The 20,149-nt window shown below is 59.0% G+C and carries 13 protein-coding genes; 2 read left to right on the plus strand and 11 right to left on the minus strand.

Annotated features, from left to right (window positions below; translation table 11 throughout):
- Positions 1-194 precede the first annotated feature (194 nt).
- Both ABHV46_RS00740 and ABHV46_RS00745 read right to left on the minus strand, forming a co-directional pair.
- A complete protein-coding gene (locus tag ABHV46_RS00740) occupies positions 195-1,871 on the minus strand; it encodes an FAD-dependent oxidoreductase (RefSeq protein WP_438382298.1) in 1,677 nt (558 codons plus the stop codon).
- A 58-nt stretch (positions 1,872-1,929) separates the two neighbouring features.
- Complete coding sequence (locus tag ABHV46_RS00745) at positions 1,930-3,471, minus strand: FGGY-family carbohydrate kinase (RefSeq protein WP_438382299.1); 1,542 nt, start codon at positions 3,469-3,471, stop codon at positions 1,930-1,932.
- A gap of 294 nt (positions 3,472-3,765) precedes the next feature.
- Here ABHV46_RS00745 and ABHV46_RS00750 point away from each other — a divergent pair, with 294 nt between their 5' ends.
- On the plus strand, positions 3,766-4,569 hold the full coding sequence (locus ABHV46_RS00750) for a DeoR/GlpR family DNA-binding transcription regulator (RefSeq protein WP_336945346.1): 804 nt from the start codon (positions 3,766-3,768) through the stop codon (positions 4,567-4,569).
- 47 nt (positions 4,570-4,616) lie between these two features.
- Here the strand turns inward: ABHV46_RS00750 and ABHV46_RS00755 are convergent, their stop codons facing one another.
- The 8 genes from ABHV46_RS00755 to ABHV46_RS00790 all read right to left on the minus strand — a co-directional run bounded on the left by ABHV46_RS00755 (position 4,617) and on the right by ABHV46_RS00790 (position 17,752).
- On the minus strand, positions 4,617-5,672 hold the full coding sequence (locus tag ABHV46_RS00755) for an NAD(P)-dependent alcohol dehydrogenase (RefSeq protein ID WP_438382300.1): 1,056 nt from the start codon (positions 5,670-5,672) through the stop codon (positions 4,617-4,619).
- Between the two features lie 121 nt (positions 5,673-5,793).
- Complete coding sequence (locus tag ABHV46_RS00760; protein WP_438382301.1) at positions 5,794-8,952, minus strand: efflux RND transporter permease subunit; 3,159 nt, start codon at positions 8,950-8,952, stop codon at positions 5,794-5,796.
- A 2-nt stretch (positions 8,953-8,954) separates the two neighbouring features.
- Positions 8,955-10,124, minus strand: a complete 1,170-nt coding sequence (locus ABHV46_RS00765; RefSeq protein ID WP_438382302.1) for an efflux RND transporter periplasmic adaptor subunit — start codon at positions 10,122-10,124, stop codon at positions 8,955-8,957.
- Complete coding sequence (locus tag ABHV46_RS00770) at positions 10,121-11,293, minus strand: TolC family protein (RefSeq protein WP_438382303.1); 1,173 nt, start codon at positions 11,291-11,293, stop codon at positions 10,121-10,123. The genes ABHV46_RS00765 and ABHV46_RS00770 overlap by 4 nt, the downstream gene beginning before the upstream one ends.
- 278 nt (positions 11,294-11,571) lie before the next feature.
- Positions 11,572-11,913, minus strand: a complete 342-nt coding sequence (locus ABHV46_RS00775; RefSeq protein ID WP_438382304.1) for a hypothetical protein — start codon at positions 11,911-11,913, stop codon at positions 11,572-11,574.
- A 14-nt stretch (positions 11,914-11,927) separates the two neighbouring features.
- Positions 11,928-13,412, minus strand: a complete 1,485-nt coding sequence (locus tag ABHV46_RS00780) for an efflux transporter outer membrane subunit (protein ID WP_438382305.1) — start codon at positions 13,410-13,412, stop codon at positions 11,928-11,930.
- Positions 13,409-16,564, minus strand: a complete 3,156-nt coding sequence (locus ABHV46_RS00785; protein ID WP_336945339.1) for an efflux RND transporter permease subunit — start codon at positions 16,562-16,564, stop codon at positions 13,409-13,411. The genes ABHV46_RS00780 and ABHV46_RS00785 overlap by 4 nt, the downstream gene beginning before the upstream one ends.
- Positions 16,565-16,573: 9 nt before the next feature.
- On the minus strand, positions 16,574-17,752 hold the full coding sequence (locus ABHV46_RS00790; protein WP_336945338.1) for an efflux RND transporter periplasmic adaptor subunit: 1,179 nt from the start codon (positions 17,750-17,752) through the stop codon (positions 16,574-16,576).
- Positions 17,753-17,965: 213 nt separating this feature from the next.
- Between ABHV46_RS00790 and ABHV46_RS00795 the strand changes: the two genes are divergently transcribed.
- Positions 17,966-18,658 carry a TetR/AcrR family transcriptional regulator gene (locus tag ABHV46_RS00795; RefSeq protein WP_336945337.1) on the plus strand — a complete coding sequence of 231 codons (693 nt, stop codon included), beginning with the start codon at positions 17,966-17,968 and terminating at the stop codon, positions 18,656-18,658.
- Between the two features lie 40 nt (positions 18,659-18,698).
- Here the strand turns inward: ABHV46_RS00795 and purF are convergent, their stop codons facing one another.
- The gene (purF, locus tag ABHV46_RS00800; RefSeq protein WP_336945336.1) at positions 18,699-20,126 is read right to left on the minus strand and encodes an amidophosphoribosyltransferase; all 1,428 of its coding nucleotides are present in this window, start codon (positions 20,124-20,126) and stop codon (positions 18,699-18,701) included.
- Between the last annotated feature and the right edge of the window lie 23 nt (positions 20,127-20,149).

The following is a 20,149-nucleotide window of genomic DNA, read 5'->3' on the forward strand; positions in this document are numbered from 1 at the left end:
ATACCTATAAACAATGACATGGCGTTTGTTCGATTTTGTTATCAGTCGATCACTGATTCTGTGATCGGGCGATCCTGTCCGCAAGATCCCGCCTCGATCTGTCAAACCGTAGTGCCTGATGGCCGCCGCTCAAGACGGTCGCCTCGTCTCGCGCCGCCAAAAGGCTTCGCCGCTTTGCGTCAGCCCGACTTTCTTCAAGCGGGGGCCCCGGAGACGCCGTGCTGCGTAACGGCAATTTTCCAGGTGGCATCGATCTCGGACGTGCAGTTTCCCTCTGTCCATGCGAGGGCTTCTGCCATGATTGCGCATACCTCTTCGACCAGCGGGCGGCTTAGCGCGCCTGATAGGGCGATCGTTGTGCGGCGGAACAGAAGGTCGGTCGCTTTGCGCACAAGCTCTTCCGTTGTGATGTAAAGAATTTCGTTTTTGGTATAGCTGTCCAGTGTTTCGAGAGGGCGATCAGATGTCAGGGCGCAATAAGCAGCCACTCTCTCTGCGGTCGTGCCATAACGCTCGAATAACAGGGCTGCCCGCGCCAGTGGCAGGCCATGTGTCCGGGCAAGACGCGAAAGATAATCGTCACGCGCATTCTGCTCTGGGTAGCCCGTTCCGCCTCCAATCGCTCTCTGGCGTGAAGAGGCAACGCGTTTACGGTGCAGCAGCGCCAGCGCCTTGTCGGCGGTTTCTTCAGCCAGACCGCGAAATGTCGTCCATTTCCCGCCAACTAACGATAGAATGGGGGTTGTCCCCGCATAATCGGTATGGATGATGTGGTCCCGGCTGATCTCGCCGGGGTCGTCGGCGCGGGTTGCCGGGAGAGGCCTCACGCCGCAATAACGATAGACGACATCCGCGTCGCTGAAACGGAAACCCGGAAACAACTCCTGCAGCATGGCCAGCATGTAGCTCTGCTCGTCGTGAGTGCAGAATGCCGTATCGGCATCTTGCACGGGGATATCGGTGGAGCCGATGAGCACGTGGTTCATGAAGGGATAGGCGAGGCAAATACGACCGTCTGCCGTGCCGAAATAAACCATCTGGCCGTTGAGTTCGCGCAGAAGCCCGGGGTGGCGAATGACGAGATGCGAGCCTTTCGTGCCACCGATATAGCGTGTGGAAAGTCCGATCTCGGCATTGACCCGGTCGATCCATGCGCCGCCCGCATTGACAATCAGATCGGTGTAAACATGCTCGACCTGTCCGGTCAGGTCATCATGCAGGGTCAAAGCGCCCTCATGAAATGACGTGACCCTGGTATAGGTTTTTACCGCACATCCCAAAGAGAGGCGCAGCGCGTCCTCGGCGCATTCGAAACCCAGTCTTTCGGGCTGGGTAATGGCGGCGTCGTAATAGCGCCCGGTAGCAATCACCTTGCGTGTCATATGCGGCCAGTCGCGTCTGACGCTGCGTCCGAAAGAAAGCCTGTGGCGAGGCATCACGCGGGCACGGCGGCCCAGATAATCATAGATCCGCATGCCGGCTTCTGTAATGGCCACGCCCCGATCGGCGAGCTTCGTTTTCAGACCGCAGAACCGCTTGATCGAAGGCAGTATCCCGCCAAGCCAGGAATGGATCGGTATGATCGTCGGCAGCGGTTTGACCACATGCGGGGCGTTGCGCAGCAGGAGATTGCGTTCGAACGTTGATTGCGCAACGAGGCGAAATTCGCCGGTCTCGAGATATTTGATACCGCCATGGATCAGCCGCGACGGGGCAGAAGACGCGCCGGTGCAGATATCGCCCTTGTCTATCAGCAGCACATTGAGCCCCTGAAGCGCCAGTTCACGAAACAGGCCCACGCCGTTTATTCCTGCCCCGATGATCGTGACATCGAAATGAGCGGAATCGAGCTGTGTCGCAGAGTGGGTCATGGTGTATCTCGGTCAGAAAAGTGGTGCTGAAACAGGTCTTCGGCGGCGTGTCGGGCGTTCAGCTCGTGGTGCTTTGCGCTGTTGCTTCACGCGGGGCTGGATTGCCTTGCAGTGCGGGCCAGAAGGGCTCGAGAACTCGAGCCATCGTCGTGTAGCGTTCGTAAAGTGAATCGTAATAGCGCGAGAGAGTGGGGTCCGGGGTGAAGTCTCTGGGATGCATATCGAGCCCCGCAACGGCGTCCTCCAATGTTGGATGAATGCCACAGGCAACGCTGGCCGTCAGCGCAGCGCCAAGGGCTCCCGCCTCTCGCACCGGCGATGTCATGACGGCGCTGCCGACGATGTCGGCAAAAAGCTGACCGATCTCCGGGCGGCGGCTGCCCCCTCCCGAAACGCCGATGCTGTTGACGGGGCCCGTGCGCTTCAGATCCTCAACGTGATGGCGGTGGTTGAAAATCGTACCTTCTATCATCGCCTGAAACAGATCGGCGCGGTCATGCCAGGACTGTATTCCCAGAAACGAGGCTGTCGCCGGTGTCTCGAAAGGCGATCCGAAGAGATAGGGGTGATAAAGCGGAATCTGTCTCTCGCAACGGCTCCCCTCAAATTTAGCGATCGACGCTTCGATCAGACGGGCCGCGGCATCCGGGTCCTCGGGTGCGATATAGCGCGCCATCCATTCGAGATTGCTCGCCGAAGCCGGTGAGATGGCCATGCAGTTCCACAAGCCTTTCCGATACCCGGCGCGACAGGCCCATTCTGCGCCGATCACCGGACGATCGCGCAGCACCTCATTGATCGAGAACGTCCCTGCTGTGACAGTCATATCGCCTGCCCGCACCTGCCCCAGTCCGACGGACGCCGCGATCACGTCATGCAGCCCGGCAGACACCGGTGTGCCCTCGAGTAAACCTGTCGCGCGCGCAGCCTCTGCGCTCACGTGGCCAGCGCGGTCGCAGGAGTTCAGCATCAAGGGGAGCGCGTTCGTCATATCCTGCAAGTCGAGCGTTTGCAGGATTTTCTGGCTGTAGCTCTGGGTGTGGAGATCCGTAAAAGCCGTGCTGGCTTCTGTCAGATCGGTCGCGATCTCGCCCGTCAGGCAGAAGCGAAGCCAGTCCTTGGCAAAAAATACGGTGCCGATTGCGCTGTAGCGTTCCGGTTCGAAACGCTTGATCCAGGAGAGCAATGTCGTTGCGGAATAGGGATAGGGTCTCTGCCCTGCAATGGGCATAAGGTAATCGAGGAGACCTGCCTCTTTCCAACCCTCGTGCACGCCAAAAGCGCGGCTGTCGAGGGACATGATCCCTCTGCCGAGGGGCTCGGCATGGCGGTCGAGCAGGAAAACGCCGTCACCATGAGCGGTAACGCCGATACCCGTGATATCGGCTCCGCTACATCCCGCGTCTGCAAGCGCCTCACGGATCGTTTGGCTAACGAGGCGCCAGCATTCGTTCATATCGCGCTCGACCTGACGGGGTGTGTGCGTGATCTGGGGGATGCGGGCCTGACCGATACCAACGATGCGTCCACCCGGCGCGAAGATGACAGATTTTGCTGTGGTCGAGCCGCAATCGACGCCCATGACATAGTCTGCACCCATGATCGCCTCTTCATTCAGACAGTTCGGTAGCGCTGTTTTCCTGTTCTAAAATGAGAGATAATGTGATAAAAATCACAAACGCGTGCTATTTATGTTATATATGTGCCGGTTTCCGAAGAGAACACCCACAAGAAGATACGTGGGATCGCACCGGTCTCACGACGTCAATCTGGGAGGCACGGCTTGTGAGCATGAGATATTTGTGATATTTTTGTGATCTTACTTTCTGATACGCTTGGTCTCAACAAAAGCAAGCACATCTGTCAAAGGCAGTTTTCGACCATGAGTGATGACATGAAGTCAGCGCCCCCGCTGGATGGTTTCTCGGGTATCAAACGTCAGAATCTCAAGTCGCGTCAGCAGCAGATTCTCGATCTGCTCTTCGAGCAGGGCAATGCCAGTATCGAATTCCTGGCTGAGCATTTCGATGTCAGCCGTATGACGATTCATCGGGATGCCCATGCATTGGCAAGCCAGGGGCTGATCGACAAGATACATGGTGGTATCACGCTAAAGAACCGCGCCCGGACGGAAAAGAACGTCGCCTACAGGCAGCATCGCGCGGCCAATCTGAAAAAGACGATCATCCAGCGCGCCGTCTCCATGATCGAGCCGGGTCAGGTCATCATTCTCGATGATTCGACGACTGTCGCAGAAATGTTGCCGCTTCTGCCCGCACGGGCGCCGCTCACCGTGATTACCAATGCGGTCGGCGTGGTTCAGGCGCTGGCGCCCTTCCCCGGTATCAAGATCATCTGTCTCGGTGGGGATTACAGCAACTCGCGCAACGCCTTCTTCGGACTGGTTTGCGAGCAGGCCGCGCGCTCGCTGCGTGCTAATATCATCTTCATGTCGACCTCCGTCATCTCGGGCGACACGGCGTTCCAAAACGATCAGGATGTGGTGAAGGTCAAGCGGGCGCTCAAGGCGATCGCTGACAAGAGCGTTCTGCTGGTCGATAGCACGAAGTTCCGGCAGGGCGGGTTGCACCGCCTCACCTCGCTGTCGGATTTCTCACGTATTCTTACCGATAGTCAGATCAAGCCGGAGACATTGTCAGAGCTCGAGACGGCAGGCATTCCCATCGAGATCTGCTAGGGCGTTCACCCCCGCGCAGGGCGGGGTTGAAACTTTGCCGCAGGAGATCAGGCGGCGTTTTCGAGCGTCGCCATATCGATCACGAAGCGGTATTTCACGTCAGACTTCATCATGCGTGAATAGGCCGTCTCGATCTCGTCCATGGCAATCATTTCGATATCGGAAGTAATGCCATGCTCACCACAGAAATCGAGCATTTCCTGCGTCTCGGGGATACCACCGATCAGTGAGCCAGCGAAGCTGCGACGCTTCATGATCAGGCTGAAGACGGCAACCGGCAGGGGCTTTTCCGGGGCGCCGACCTGAACGAGCGTACCCTCGCGCTTGAGCAGGTTGAGATAGACATTGATGTCGTGATCGGCTGCCACCGCGTCGAGAATAAAGTCGAAGCTGGCGGTTTCCTTCGCCATGGCTTCCGGGTCTTTGGAAAGCACGACTTCGTGTGCGCCAAGGCGCAGCCCGTCTTCGACCTTGCTCTGCGATGTGGTGAACAGCACCACATGGGCACCGAAAGCGCGGGCAAATTTCACAGCCATGTGGCCCAGACCGCCGAGACCGACCACGCCGACGCGCTGTCCGGGGCCGACCTTCCAGTGGCGCAGAGGCGAATATGTCGTGATACCGGCACAAAGAAGCGGGGCGACCGCTGCCAGGTCGAGATTTTCCGGCACTTTCAGCACGAAAGCCTGATCGACGACGACGGCCTTGGAATAGCCGCCATAGGTGTTGCCGCGACCCTGACGATCTTCGCCATTATAGGTGCCGACAAAACCGTTTTCGCAATATTGCTCGAGGCCTTCCTGACAGCTGGGGCATTCGCGGCAGGAATCGACCATGCAGCCAACGCCAGCGAGGTCACCAACCTTGAACTTCGTTACCGAGCTACCGACTTCGCTTACGCGACCGACGATTTCATGGCCGGGAACGCAGGGATAGACAGTGTTGTGCCACTCGTTGCGGGCCTGATGAATGTCGGAGTGACAGACACCGCAATAGAGAATGTCGATACGCACATCTTCAGGCCCCGTATCGCGACGGTCGAACTTGAAGGGGGCGAGACGGTCGGACGCTTTCTGTGCGCCATATCCAATGCAGGACAGCATGGGCTCTCTCCGGTTTCGTTATTCTGAAGATTACGGAAAACGGCGCTCTTGCCCCTCCGGGCATGCGCCTGCGCTTTCCGTAACATATCGAGCCAACGCTGCCAGCCCCTCCGGGTTCGATTTACGAAACTATTCGGTTTTCTTTTCTGCTTTCACGAAATCGTGAGAGTTTGATGTAGAGCGTCGGCAGGACGAGAAGGGTCAGCGCCGTGCACGAAATCAGTCCGCCGATCACGACGGTCGCAAGGGGTTTTTCTACCTCGGCGCCTTCGCTCATCGAGAACGCCATTGGGAAGAAACCCAGGCACGCGACGGTTGCCGTTGCCATGACAGGGCGAAAACGTTCCCTGGCCGAACTTACGGCGGCCGATACCGCATCAAACCCGGCAAGCCTCTTGTCACGTATGTAAGAGATCAGCACCACGCCATTGAGCGTAGCGACACCGAAAAGTGCGATAAAGCCGATGCCTGCCGAGATACTGAACGGCATTCCACGCAACCAGAGCGCGATGATGCCGCCAGTCGCTGCAAAAGGCAGGTTCACGAAGACCAGCCCTGCCAGCCACACATCGCCGAGCGCCAGAATGAGCAGGCAGAAAATCAGCACGAGGGTGATTGGCACCACAATCTCGAGACGCGCCACGGCGGTTTGCAGATTGCGAAACTGCCCGCTCCACTCGATGCGATAGCCCGGTGGCAGCTTGACCTGATCCGTAACCGCTTTCTGTGCCTCCTGAACGAAAGAACTCAGATCCCGCCCGCGCACATTGGCCTGAACCATCATCCGTCGTTCGCCCTGATTGCGTCTTATCGCTGCCGGTCCGTCGCGCATGGTGATATCGGCCACTTGCTCCAGTCGCACGGTATGATCGTCACGTGTCAGTACAGGCAGGAGCTTGATGTCGTCCAGCGTGTCGCGCGCCTGCGACATGATGCGCACTTCGGTCGGTATCAGCGCGTCTTGCAGCGAAACAGGCGGCCCGACATGGCCGCCGATGGATTCCACCACATCGAGCACTTCAGAGGTATCGACATTCAGGCGAGCGGCGGCAGTACGGTCGGCGTCGATATGCAGATAGGGTATGGTGCCGACATCCTGTGGCGCTACGTCTGCTGCGCCCTGAACGCTGTCGACAACTTGTGCGGTCCGGGCAGCGAGCTTCATCAACACATCGATATCAGGCCCGTAGATGCCGATTGCGATCTGTGAGCGCACGCCGGATTGCAGATCGTCCATACGCATCTGGATCGGCTGGCTCCATGAGTAGAGTGAGCCGGGATTATTCCTGCGCAGCGCTGCGTTGAATGCGCGTACGAGACCTTCCTGCGTGTCGGCTGTTTTCCACTCGGAGCGCGGCTTGAGCAGCACATAGGTGTCGGATTGCTCACCACCCTGAGGATCGGTGGGTATGGCCGAGGTGCCGCTATTGCTCACGAGCATCCGTATATCGGGAAACTGTTTGAGCGTGCGCTCGATCTGCTGGATGGATCGCAAAGAGGCATCGAGGGATATGCCGGGCAGACGCGTGGAGGTGACGATCAGATCGCCCTCCTGAAGCTGTGGAATGAACTCGCCGCCAAGACGTGTGGTCAGTCCGACCGAGACAATAAGGACGACCAGAGCGATCCCCATCACCATGCGGCCATGCGCCATGCACCAGCGCGATGCCGGAGCAAAGCCACGGCGCAAGAACCGGATGAAAAACGTATCGTGTTCGGTGCCCCGCGTTGCTTCGACCTCCTCGCTGTTCTGCGCGGTTCCCTCTCGCGTGGCCTTATCGTGGCCATGCCCATGTCCGGGTCTGACGCGCATGAGCAGCGCTGCAAAAGCAGGAACGGCGATAAGCGCGTAGAGCAGTGAGGCGATCAGAGCGAGAATGACCGTCTGGGCCATGGGGCGGAACATGCGCCCTTCCACGCCCTCGAGCGTGAGGACAGGCAGATAGACCAGGATGATGATCAGGATCGCGAAGATCACCGGTCGAGCCACCGAAGCGACGGTGTCGGCGATACGGCGTGTCAGGGGCACATCGTCGGCCGCCTGGCTGGAAAGCACGCTTTCCACAATGACCAGAGCGCTATCGACCACCATGCCGAAATCTATGGCGCCCAGACTGAGCAGATTGGCCGAGATCCCCAGATGACGCATCCCCACCATCGCTGCGACAAGCGAAAAGGGTATGACGGATATGATGACAACCGAGGCCCGCCAGTCGCCGATCACGACAAGCAGGACGATCAGCACCAGAAACGCACCGAGAAGCAGGTTCTCCTTGACCGTATGGATGGTTACGTCGGTCAGGGTCGCGCGGCTGTAATAGGGTTCGAGCGTTACGCCTTGCGGCAGGGTCGCGACGATTTTCGGCAATGATGTATTGATGCGGGCCAGGGTAGCCTCGGCATTGGCGCCCTGCTGAAGCAGGATCACAGCGTTGACGATCTCGCCTTCACCGTCTCGCGTGACGCCACCCAGCCGGGGCAGTGTGCCCTCCTGAACCGTACCCACATCGCGCACATGCACCACGCCGCCATTGGGCATGGAGCGCACCTGAACTTCGCCCAGCTCATGCAGGCTGTCGATCAAGGAGCGCCCGACGATGATGTGCTGCTCGTCATTATGCTCGATCCAGGCCCCTCCGGCGGCTTCGTTGTCACGATCCACGGCGTTGAACACGTCGGACACAGAGACCTGAAACTGCCTCAGCGCCATGGGGTTGAGCGCCACCTCATAGGTCTGGGAGGCGCCTCCATTGATATTGACGTCGATCACGCCGGGAATGAGACGGAGCTTCGGCACCACATTCCACGTCATGATGCGGTTTAGCGCGGCGAGAGAGCGCCCTTCGCCATGGATCTGAAGCTGGAGAATTTCCCCCATGCCGGTGGCCATCGGCCCCATGGTGATTGCCAGCCCCCGTACGGATACGGCAGCGCGTGCCTGCGGCAGTCTTTCGGCAACGAGCTGGCGCGCCCGATAGATATCGGTGCCATCGTCGAATTGCAGATAGAGCACCGAAACACCCGTGCGCGAGACCGACCGCATGGAGTTGACGCCGACCACACCGGACATCACCGTCTCGATGGGAAAAGTGACGAGACGCTCTACCTCTTCTGTCGGCAAGCCGGGCGCTCGCACCGAGACGAGAACCTGTCTGGGCGATATATCAGGCACAGGCTCGACCGAGAGCGATCTGAGATCGGCGATACCGGCAATCATGAGAATCACGACCGCGCCCAAAATGGCAGAGCGGCCCCGAAGCAAAGCAAGCATGAAGCGCATGATCAGCCCCCGCCCTCTCCGCGACCGGGCGGTGGGGCCAGCAGAGCCTGCGACTTGAGTACGAAGCTGCCGTCAGTGACGATCGTCTCGCCCGGTTCGAGCCCTTTCGTCACGACGATCATACCGTCGAGATCGGGTCCGATACTGACCTTGCGGGCCTCGTAATGCGTCTCGTCCAGCTTGACGAAAACACACCTCTGGCTGCCGATGGTCTGGATTGCCGTGTCGGGAATGACCGTACCCTTGACGCTCTCAGTGGCGAAGAGCCGCGTCTTGACGAGCATTTCAGGGCGTAGTTGCCGCTTTGCGTTTTCCACAAGACTGCGCACCAGAACATGGCGCGTCATCGGATCGACGCTGCCTTCAATGAGATCGATACGCGAGACGATAGGTTTAGTGTCGGGCGTGGGCCAGGTGAGCTGCCGCCCCCCCCGGCTCAGTTGAACCGCTTGTTGCTCTCCAACCTGCGACACCACCCAGACCTTGCTCAGATCGTCGATCTCGACCGCAGGGGCCGCGCGATTGGAGACTTCCTCTCCCACCCCGACCGTAATCTTGTCGACAATGCCGTCGATGGGAGAAATCACGGCTGAATGGAGGCCTTCCGTGCGCTCCGAGGATGAGCTGAACCGGGCGAGACGCTCGCGCTCGTTCTGCACGATAGCCTCGCTGCGCTCGACCGTGCCCTGGGTTTCCTTCAGGCGAGAATAGCGCCGTTGCGCCTCACCTTGCGATACAGCGCCTCCTTGAAGCGCATGTCCACGATCATAGGAAAGTCGGGCATCGTCACGCAATGCCTTGGCCTGTTGAAGCGACGCCTCGGCTGAAAGCAGGCGTTGATGCGCGTCACTCAGGCTGAAATCGTCATAGGTGAAGAGAACCTGCCCTTTTTTGACAAGCTCGCCAGGCGTGACGAGCACGCTTTGAACGCGGCCCTGGCCGACGGGATGGATGCGCGCGCTGCGCCGGTCGTCCTGATCTATATAGGCAGGAACATCGATGTGAGGTGGCAAAGCGCCGGCGCGAGCTTTGGCCGTATGGATTGCTTCGGTCTTGAGCGCGTCTTTCGGGATGGCGATCGGGTGGCTCGGCCAGTCGGCGGCCGACTGGGCGAAGGCGGCCGACGCGCTGAGTGAAAGGGCGACAAGAAGCCGCAGACAAGCAAATTTCATGGATAACGCCCCGCCATCAGGCTCATTCGAATCATCGCCGCGTGCCAGATGACATCGGCTTCGGCACTTCTCTGCCCTGCGTCGAGTGCGGCGCGGCGGGCGCGCAGATATTCGATGACAGGCGTTTCACCCACGCTCCAGGCGTGCTCGAGATCCTGCGCCCGCGCATCGAGCGCCTGCCGTGCAGAATTCGTATGGCGCATCATGCTGAGCGCCGAGCCCAGACTGGCGCGTGTGCGCCGGTATTCGGTCGTCACCTGTCGTTGCGCCAGTACCGCGTCGCGCTCGGCGGCTCCCATAGCCTTGACCTCTTTCATGATCATGGGCGTGTTGCGGGCTTCGCTCGGCAAGGCCATCGAGAATTGCACACCGACCTGCGTATCCCAGGGGCTGCCGAATTGCCCCTGCTTGACCACCTGCACGCCGACTTGCGGCGCGGGCATGTAAGAGTGTCGCGCCAGAGTGTAGGACGCCTTGGCGCTTTTGGTCACGGCCTGCGCCATTTCTATGCGCGGGTCCTGAGACGGATCGAGCGTCAGGGTCTGTGTGCCGAGAATGCGTCCGTCGAGCGCGAGAATATCGGGAATGTCGTCTGTACCTGTCAGCGCATCGAGTTCGGCTCGTGCGCTTTCCAGCGCCTGCTCCGACTGGGCAATCTGGGCTTCGACATCGCCCTGTTCGCCAATGACGGCGTCGAAATCGGCCGCGGCGATTTCACCGGCTCTGAGACCCTGATGCGAGCTCTGCACCACGCGTTCGAGTAAGGCGGAGGTAGCGCGCAGATTGCCGATTTTCTTTTTGAGCAGTGTCGCACCGCTTGCGAGATCGAGCACCCGCACAGCGCTGAGCAGGTGCTGCACCTTGATTCGGGCCTTGGCGACAGCCTCGTCGGCAAGAGCCGTGCGCATGGTGGCCGTGCCCTGCCCCGGCAGCCAGAGCGGCACACTGATACTGCCCTGATAGGTGGTGTAGCCGAGATTCGAGCCGATAAAGTGATCATCGAGATATTGCCCGGCAACAATCGGCCCGTCGGGAAACCAGGATTGCGCCGCTCGCGCATTTTTGGCGGAGGCCTTGGCATCAATGGCGAAAGACTGATTGGCGGGATCTCTGTCCCATGCCGATTGAATGGCTTCGTGAAAGCTCTCGGCAAAACAGGGAGGCGTCATCGCAAAAGCGCCGATGACAAGGAGCGTGCCTCTCAGTGGGGAGCCCCTGAGAGAGACGAAATAAGCCCACGCCCTGACGCGTTGCCTGTGCGACCTAGGAATCACTGACATGATGCATGATCTTAGGCATTAACCGCGCGTAATCCGCGACAAAACTTGGCTGGACGATAAAATAAATAATAAAATCTGTGAGCAACCGGAAAACTCCGATCGCCTACAGGCCAGAACAGAGCCCTGGCCCGTAACTTCCATGGCAAATAGCCTCGGAGAAGTTTCGCTCAGTTGTCCAGGGTCTGAACGTGCGACACCTTGCCGAAGCGATCGTAATAGATCACCGCATTGCCACGGCGCTGCGCATAGCCATCAGGCGTGCCATCGGGACGTTTGAACAGAATGCGGTTGGCATCGGGCTGTTCAATCACCTTGTCGCCCTTGGGGCGGAACTTGAACATGCTGAAATCGGCTTCGGCCTTCGGCAGTGTCGATGACCGGGCGAGCTGATGCATGTCAGGCGCCTTCTTGCCGCTATCGTCATCCTGAGCCTGCGCCAAACCGGGGGCAATAAATGCCCCGGCGGTCAGCACGCCCAGAACGGCGCCGAACAATTTTCCCTGTTTCATGCTTGTTTCCTGTCTCAACCTTTGCCCGGTGCACCCGGCTGGGCGCTGGCCGCGGCAACATCTGCCGCACTCCATCCCCCACCCAGGGCTCGGTAGAGCGTTACCAGATTCTGGTAACGGGCGAGTTGCACGACTATGAGATTTTGCTGCGCTTCATAGAGGCTGCGCTGCTGGGTCAGAGTCGTGAGATACGGATCTATCCCTGTATTATAGCGCATCATCGCCAGATCGAAGGCCTGCTGCGAAGAGCCGACAAGCGTCTTGAGATGCGTATCCTGAGCAAGATAGGTCTCACGCGCGGTGAGCGCGTCGGAGACTTCCTTGAAAGCGGTCTGCACCGTCTTTTCGTAGGTGGCAATCTGCGACAGACGCCGTGCCTTCGAAATTTTCAGATTCCCTTCGTTCTGACCCCAGGTGAAAATCGGCAGTTCGATGTTTGGCGAAACCGACCAGGTCTGGGCGCCCGGCGTGAAAAGGTGCCTGAACTGAAGCGAGCTGACGCCTTCCTGAGCCGTCAGGGTGACCTTCGGGAAGAACGCGGCGCGCGCTGCACCGATATTGGCGTTGGCGCCAATCAGATTATGCTCGGCCGACTGGATGTCAGGACGCTGCGCGATGAGGTCTGAGGGTAACCCTGCGGGTAGATCGGTCAGAAGCGTCTGCGCGCCGAAAGGCTGTGGCTGAGGCAGCGTGTCGGGCAGCGGAACGCCCACGAGCAGCTGAAGCTGATGCTCGTCCTGCGCCATCTGACGTTCGTACTGCGCCTTGTTGCTTGCAGCCTGCTCGACCTGGGTCTGTGTCTGCGCCAATGTCAGCGCATCCGCCTCACCATGATCGTATTTGAGCTTGGTGAGATTGAGCGTGTTGCTTTGCGAAGTCAGGGTCTCGTTTGTGACGCGCACGAGCTCCCTGTCTGCCAGCCAGGAAAGATAGGTGTTGGCGACCTGCGACACCATGCTGATCAGCACTGACTGCGCGTTCAGTCGTGAACCGAGGACTTCCTCAGCCTGCTGACGCGACAGATTGCGTATACGTCCGAAGAGGTCGATCTCGTAGGACGAGAAACCGATATTCGCCCCGTAATAGCGCAGCATGGAGGTGCCACGACCCAGACCGGGGGCGAACGAGAAGCCGGCGGTTTCGGACGGCGCGAAATACTGTCCCTGCCCTGTTACGCCGATAGGCGGAAAGAGAGAGGCATGCTGTACTTCATAGCTTCCCTGCGCTTCCATGATCGCCGCAGCCTGACTGCGCAGGTCACGGTTGTTGCGCAGAGCAAGGTCGATCAGCGCGCGCAGACGCGGATCGGTGAAGAAATGCTTCCATCCGATATCCGATGCTGCCTGCCCGGCGAGAGGCTGGGTCTTGCCGGCGTCATTCGGAAAGGCATTCTGCACCGGCTGGGTCGGACGCTGATATTTCGGCGCCAGATCGCAGGAGGCCAGCATGGTGAACGCCAGAAGGGCGCTCACCGATTTGAGTCTTGAAAGCTGTTTCATGCGCCCTCTCCCCGAGCGGCGGTATTACGGTCTTCATAAGGATCAACGCGGTCCTTGATGCGCTGCACACGGAAGACGCGCAGGATGACGACAAAGAAGACGGGCACGAAATAGACCGCGAGAACTGTGGCGGAAAGCATGCCGCCTACCACGCAGGTACCGATTGCAACGCGTGATGCCGAGCCTGCCCCGGTAGCAATAGCCAGCGGAAACACACCACAGACGAAAGCGATCGAGGTCATCAGGATCGGACGCAGACGCTCACGCCCGGCCTTCAGGACGGACTCTTCGAGGCTGTCACCCTGCTCGAAGAACTCCTTGGCAAATTCCACGATGAGAATGGCGTTTTTGACTGACAGACCGACGGTGGTCAGCAGGCCGACCTGGAAGTAGACGTCGTTGTCCAGACCACGCCACAACGTCGCCCCGATGGCACCGAGCACGCCAAGCGGCAGAACCATCAGCACCGAGATCGGGATGGCCCAGCTCTCATACAGAGCAGCAAGGCAGAGCAGGATCACGATCGCAGCCAAGGCATAAAGCGGGCCGGTCGCGCCAGCTGAGGCAACCTGCTCGTAGGAAATGCCGGTCCATTCGAAACCGATGCCTTTTGGCAGGGTCGCCATGATCTTTTCCATTTCCGCCATGGCAGTGCCAGTGCTGGAACCTGGAGCCGGCTGACCCTGCAGTTCGAAAGAATTCAGGCCGTTGTAGTTTTCGACCTTCTGGGGGCCGACAATCCAGTTGCCGGTGGCAAAGGAGTTGAACGGTACCATCGAACCGGCGGTATTGCGGATATACCATTTATTGAGATCGTCCGGACGCATACGAGCCCATGCTTCACCCTCGATATAAACCTGCTTCACACGGTCGCTCCGCATGAACTGGTTCACGTAGATAGAGCCGAAGGCACCCTGAATGGTGGTATTGATTTCGGCATTGGTAACGCCCTGGGCATTTGCCCGGGGACGATCGATCTCGAGATGGAATTGCGGCTGATCTTCCAGCCCCATTGGGCGCACCGCCTGAAGCAGCGGGTTCTTGGCGGCAGCACTGAGCACTTTGTTACGGGCGTCGAGAAGCGCCTTGTGCCCGAGATGGCCGTTATCTTCGAGTTCGAGATCGAAACCGGCAGCGTTGCCGAGTTCGAGAACGGCTGGCGGATTGATGGCGTAGATGATCGCCTCTGGATCCATCCAGAAATGCTTCATGATCTTTCCGGCAACCGCCATTGTCGTGTTCTGGCTACCGGGGCGTTCATCCCAAGGCTTGAGGCGGATGAAGAAAGCACCGGCACTCTGGCCCTGACCGGCAAAGTTGAATCCGTTCACGGCAAAAACGGACTCAGTGATGTCACCGTAGTTCTTGAGCACGTAGTCGGTGATCTTCTTGTTGACCGCTGCCGTCTGCGCGTCGTTCGCGCCGGGACGCATAGTCACCTGACCGAAGATGATGCCCTGATCTTCATCGGGCAAGAAGCCGCCTGGAACGCGAACGAAGAGCAGGATCGCGCCAATCGTGAAGGCCGCAAAGATGACCATGCTGATGAGGCGCTGACGCACAAGGAATCTTACACCCTTGAGATATCCCTCTGTCATCCGGTCGAAATTGCGGTTGAACCACGCGATCGGGCCGCGCTCGGCTTTCTTGTGGGTCGGCTTGAGCATGGAGCCGCAGAGAGCCGGTGTCATTACCGTGGCAACGAGCACTGAGAGCCACATGGCGGCGACAATGGTAATCGAGAACTGACGGTAGATGACGCCCGTTGAACCGTTGAACGCGGCCATTGGAAGAAAGACGGCGGTCAGAACGAGCACGATGCCAACAAGGGCGCCAGTGATCTCGTCCATCGACTGGCGGGCCGCCTCCTTGGGTGAGAGATGCTTCTCGCTCATCACGCGCTCGACATTCTCGACCACCACAATGGCGTCGTCAACGAGCAGACCGACGGCCAGAACCATGGCAAGCATGGTCAGGGTGTTGATCGAGTAACCCATGGCCGCGAGTATGCCGAACGTGCCGAGGAGCACGACCGGCACGGCGATCGTCGGGATAAGCGTTGCACGAAAATTCTGCAAGAAGATGAACATCACCACGAAGACAAGCGCAATAGCTTCGACAAGCGTGATTACAACTTCTTCGATCGACAGGGTGATGAACGGCTCGGTATCGAGCGGGTAAACTGTTTTCAGTCCGTTCGGATAATACCGTTCGAGTTCAGCTATCTTCGCGTGAACGGCTGCCTCGGTCGTGATCTGGTTCGCGCCCGGAGCGAGCTTGAGTGCCATACCTACGGTCGGCAGATTATTCCAATGCGAGGTGAAATTATAGTTCTGTGCGCCGAGCTCGACCCGCGCGACATCCTGAAGCAGAACCTGTGAACCGTCCTGCTGAACCTTCAGAACGATCTTCTTGAATTGATCGGGATCGCTGAAGCGGGTGGGACCGATAATCGTCGCATCGAACGCCATCTCCTTCGTGGACGGCAGTCCGCCCAGTTCACCTGAAGAGACCTGGATATTCTGCTGCTGGATCGCGGTCTGGATATCGCTGACATTCAGGGCGTATTTGTAGAGCTTGTTCGGGTCCATCCAGATACGCATCGCGTATTCCGTGCCGAACAAGGTGTGATCGCCGACACCGGTCACGCGTGAGAGCGGGTCGGACACGTTCGAGGCGACGTAATCTGCGATATCTTGCCCTGTCATGCTTCCATCGGTCGAGATGAAGGCAATGACAAGCATGAAGTTCTTGACGGCCTTGGTCACGCTCAGACCCTGAGCGACGACTTCAGTCGGCAGACGTGGCTGTGCCAGCTGCAATTTGTTCTGCACCTGAACCTGCGCGATATCAGGGCTTGTGCCCTGCACGAAGGTCAGATCGATTTCCATATGGCCACTGCCATAGGAGGAGGCAGAAAGATATTCCAGGCCGTCGAGCCCGGACATCTGCTGAAGAATCGGTCGCACGGTCGTGTTGTTGACGGTGTCAGCCGAAGCCCCCGGATAATCGACCGTAATCGCGATCTGCGGCGGAGCAATGGATGGGTATTGTGCGATCGGCATGCGGAAAATGGCCACACCGCCGACCAGCATGATGATCAGCCCGATAACCCAGGCGAAGATCGGTCTGTCAATGAAGAAACGTGACATGAGGAACTCTTATCCTGCGTGCGCGGGCTGGGCTTCGGCTGGCTTTTCGTCGGACGTTTTCTCGACGGGCTTTACCACCGCACCCGGATGGACCTTCTGCAACCCTTCGACGATAATCCGGTCGCCGTCCTTGAGACCCCCCATGATCACCCAGTCGCCGCCCAGAGCCCGATCGAGCTGGACGAAGCGGATGGTCACCTTGTTGTCGTCGTCAAGCGCATAGACAAAGGGGTCGCCCTTTGAATCACGCTGCAGGGCGGGCTGAGGAATGGTGACGGCCTGCGGATCGACGCCTTCGGCTATCTCCGCATGCACATACATGCCCGGCATGAGCAGGCGCTCAGGGTTGGGGAACTCCGCGCGTACGATCATCGTGCCTGTCGCCGGGTCCACCGTGACTTCGGTCAAGCGCAGCTGACCGGCCTTGTCGTAACGGCTGCCGTCTTCCAGGGTGAGCTGAATAGCCGCAGCATTACCAGAGACTTTCTCGAGCTTGCCCGACGCAAATTCGCGCCGAAGACGCAGCATATCGGACGTCGCCAGATTGACGTCGACATAGATCGGATCCATGCGTGTCACGGTCGCAATCGCGTTTGTCTGCCCGGCTGTCACGAGAGTACCGGGAGTGACGAGCATACGACCGATACGCCCATCGATGGGCGAGCGAACCTGTGTCCAGTCGAGATTGACAGCGGCGCTATCGAGATTGGCCTTCGCCTGGGCGATGTCCGCCTCGGCCTGCTTCGCTGACGAAAACGCATTGTCGTAGTCCTGTTTACTGACAGCATGAGCTGCGGCCAGCGGACGATAACGATCAAGCTGTGCGCGAATGCTCAGCGCAGCGGCCTGTGCGTGAAGGAGCTGGGCTTTTGCCTGATCATAAGCCGCCTTGAAGGGGGCCGGATTGATCGCATAGAGCAGCTGACCTGCTTTGACATCTGTTCCCTGCTCGAAAGTGCGCTTCAGGATGACACCACCGACCTGCGGACGCACCTGAGCCTGCTCGAAAGCCTCGACACGACCCGGGAGGGCTGTGCTCGTTTCCAGAGGATGCGGGTGGACGGTGTAAATGCCGACAGCCTGCGGGGGAGGCTTGGGTGCCGCCGCCTTGTGTTTGCAGCCTGAAAGGTCGAACGTCAGAAGAGCCAGGGGAATAAGGCGCAGGGAAAGGCTCGTTGTGGTCTTCAAGGTCCACGGTGCACGCGGAGAAAGAGACGAAAATACTCGCATAATGGCGCTATCCAAAAATACCAATGGCCCCAAGAGTAGCCGCCAACCCTGCGCTTGCGCCGAAAAAAGGTTTTCGGAAACTCTTGAGTTTCTCATGCATAGGGAACTATACGGTTTCCGAAAGCTGGTCAACGGACCGGATGCAGCCTCGGAGCGGTTTTTCTTACCACTATGTCAGATTTGGTTTCATCCTCCCCCGCCGCGCTCATTGACGAAAACCCGGTTCAGGGGCGGCGTCAGTGCGGACGCCCGCCTGTGCTGTGCGAAACAGAAAGACGCGATCGGATCCTGGATGCTGCAGAGCTCGTTCTTCAGCAGCATGGTTACTCCGGTGCGTCGATGGACCGGATTGCCCAGTGTTCCAATATGTCCAAGAAGACGCTCTATCACATGTTCAGCTCGAAGCAGGATATGGTCGAGCATCTTCTCAGGGATCGCCTGCTTCTCTCCGGCCTGCGCGACCTGGAGCTGATAGGCGAAACAGTCGAGGACCAGCTCGTTTACGGTCTGAGAGCGCTGGGCGCGACGATGATGGAGGAGAAACGCCTTAACCTTATCAGGGTCGTCATCTCCGAGGTTTCGCGCAATCCCGAGGCCAGTCGCTTTGTGCGCGAGTTCTTCTCGAGCCAAAATGGGCCTTTCCCGCTCAGACTCTGGCTTGAACGCCTCTGTGACCGGGGGTTACTTGTGATCGACGACGTCGAAGAGGCAACCGATATGCTTTTTGGGAGTGCTTTGGCGACGTTCATCCTGTGCGAACTGAGCCATTGCAGGCCCAACCAGTATTGGCGCGACAACCCGGATTATCTCCGCCGGGTGGTCGCCATGTTTCTTACGGGACTGGAAAAGGAAAACGGGGCCTGAGCCCCGTTTTTTTGTATTGCTGAAGGTGAAGGGCGAAAGGTCAGGCGACCAGACGCCCCTCCTTATCGACCAGTTCGATGGGGTAATCGCCGGTGAAGCAGGCATCGCAATAGCGGCCCTCTGCCCCTACCCGCCCTTCATGGCCGAGCGCGCGGTAAAGCCCGTCGAAGGAAATGAACGCCAGGCTGTCGACGCCGATGGCCTCGGCCATTTTTTCCACCGTATGTGTGGCGGCAAGCAACTGGCTCTCTTCGGGCGTGTCGATGCCGTAGAAGCACGGATGCTTGGTGGGCGGGCTGCTGATGCGCATATGCACTTCGGTTGCCCCTGCGGCGCGCACCATATCGACGATCTTGCGCGATGTGGTGCCGCGCACGATCGAGTCATCGACCAGCACCACGCGTTTGCCCTGAAGCACCGGCGTGTTGGCTGAGTGTTTCATCCGTACGCCCAGATTGCGAATCTGGTCGGTGGGCTCGATGAAGGTACGTCCGACATAATGATTGCGGATGATGCCCATCTCGAAAGGAATGCCGCTCTCAGCGGCAAAGCCCATGGCCGAGGGCACGCCTGAGTCGGGCACCGGCACGATGACATCGGCCTCTACGCCGCTCTCGCGGGCAAGCTCGACACCGATCTGCTTGCGTGCCTCATAGACCGAGTGATCTTCGAGGATCGAGTCAGGGCGAGCGAAGTAGATATATTCGAAGACGCAGAAGCGCGGGCTGGTCTGGGCGAAGGGGCGCATGGAACGCACGCCGTCATTATCGATAATGACCATCTCGCCCGGCTCGACATTGCGCACGAATTCGGCGCCGACGATGTCGAGGGCACAGGTCTCGCTCGCCAGCATCCAGCCGCCATCGGCGGTGCGGCCGAGTATCAGGGGACGCACGCCCAGCGGATCGCGCAGTCCGACGAGAAATTCCGGGGCCAGAGCGACGACAGAGTAAGCCCCCTTGACCTGTTTCGCCGCATCGACAAGCCGCTCCAGCACGGTGGCGTATAGCGAGATGGCAATCAGGTGCACGAAGACTTCGGTATCGGTAGTCGACTGGAACAGGCAGCCGCGCTTGACCAGCGCCTGACGCAGGGTCGCGGCATTGGTCAGATTGCCGTTATGGGCCACCGCCAGACCGCCGAATTCGAAATCGGCGTAAAGTGGCTGAACATTACGCAAAAGCGTGCCGCCCGTCGTCGCATAGCGGTTATGGCCGATTGCGCCCTTGCCTCTGAGGGTGGCCATGACGCGGGCATCGCTGAACACGTCACCGACAAGACCGAGCCCCTTATGCTGACAGAATTTCTCGCTGTCGTGGCTGACGATGCCTGCGGCTTCCTGACCACGATGCTGGAGGGCATGCAGGCCGAGCGCGACGAGCGCGGCCGCATCGGGGGCACCCCAGATACCTACGACGCCGCATTCCTCATAGGGACGGTTCGAAGTTTCGAGTGTGTCAGGAATCATAATCTGGCGGCGCTCCTTTGCAC

Source organism: Asaia sp. BMEF1 (genome assembly GCF_051628905.1).
Lineage (GTDB): Bacteria > Pseudomonadota > Alphaproteobacteria > Acetobacterales > Acetobacteraceae > Asaia.

Coding starts and splice junctions, on each gene's coding strand:
- ABHV46_RS00740 (WP_438382298.1), bottom strand. CDS start 1,871: ATGACCCACTCTGCGACACAGCTCGATTCCGCTCATTTCGATGTCACG.
- ABHV46_RS00745 (WP_438382299.1), bottom strand. CDS start 3,471: ATGGGTGCAGACTATGTCATGGGCGTCGATTGCGGCTCGACCACAGCA.
- ABHV46_RS00750 (WP_336945346.1), top strand. CDS start 3,766: ATGAAGTCAGCGCCCCCGCTGGATGGTTTCTCGGGTATCAAACGTCAG.
- ABHV46_RS00755 (WP_438382300.1), bottom strand. CDS start 5,672: ATGCTGTCCTGCATTGGATATGGCGCACAGAAAGCGTCCGACCGTCTC.
- ABHV46_RS00760 (WP_438382301.1), bottom strand. CDS start 8,952: ATGCGCTTCATGCTTGCTTTGCTTCGGGGCCGCTCTGCCATTTTGGGC.
- ABHV46_RS00765 (WP_438382302.1), bottom strand. CDS start 10,124: ATGAAATTTGCTTGTCTGCGGCTTCTTGTCGCCCTTTCACTCAGCGCG.
- ABHV46_RS00770 (WP_438382303.1), bottom strand. CDS start 11,293: ATGACGCCTCCCTGTTTTGCCGAGAGCTTTCACGAAGCCATTCAATCG.
- ABHV46_RS00775 (WP_438382304.1), bottom strand. CDS start 11,913: ATGAAACAGGGAAAATTGTTCGGCGCCGTTCTGGGCGTGCTGACCGCC.
- ABHV46_RS00780 (WP_438382305.1), bottom strand. CDS start 13,412: ATGAAACAGCTTTCAAGACTCAAATCGGTGAGCGCCCTTCTGGCGTTC.
- ABHV46_RS00785 (WP_336945339.1), bottom strand. CDS start 16,564: ATGTCACGTTTCTTCATTGACAGACCGATCTTCGCCTGGGTTATCGGG.
- ABHV46_RS00795 (WP_336945337.1), top strand. CDS start 17,966: ATGTCAGATTTGGTTTCATCCTCCCCCGCCGCGCTCATTGACGAAAAC.
- purF (WP_336945336.1), bottom strand. CDS start 20,126: ATGATTCCTGACACACTCGAAACTTCGAACCGTCCCTATGAGGAATGC.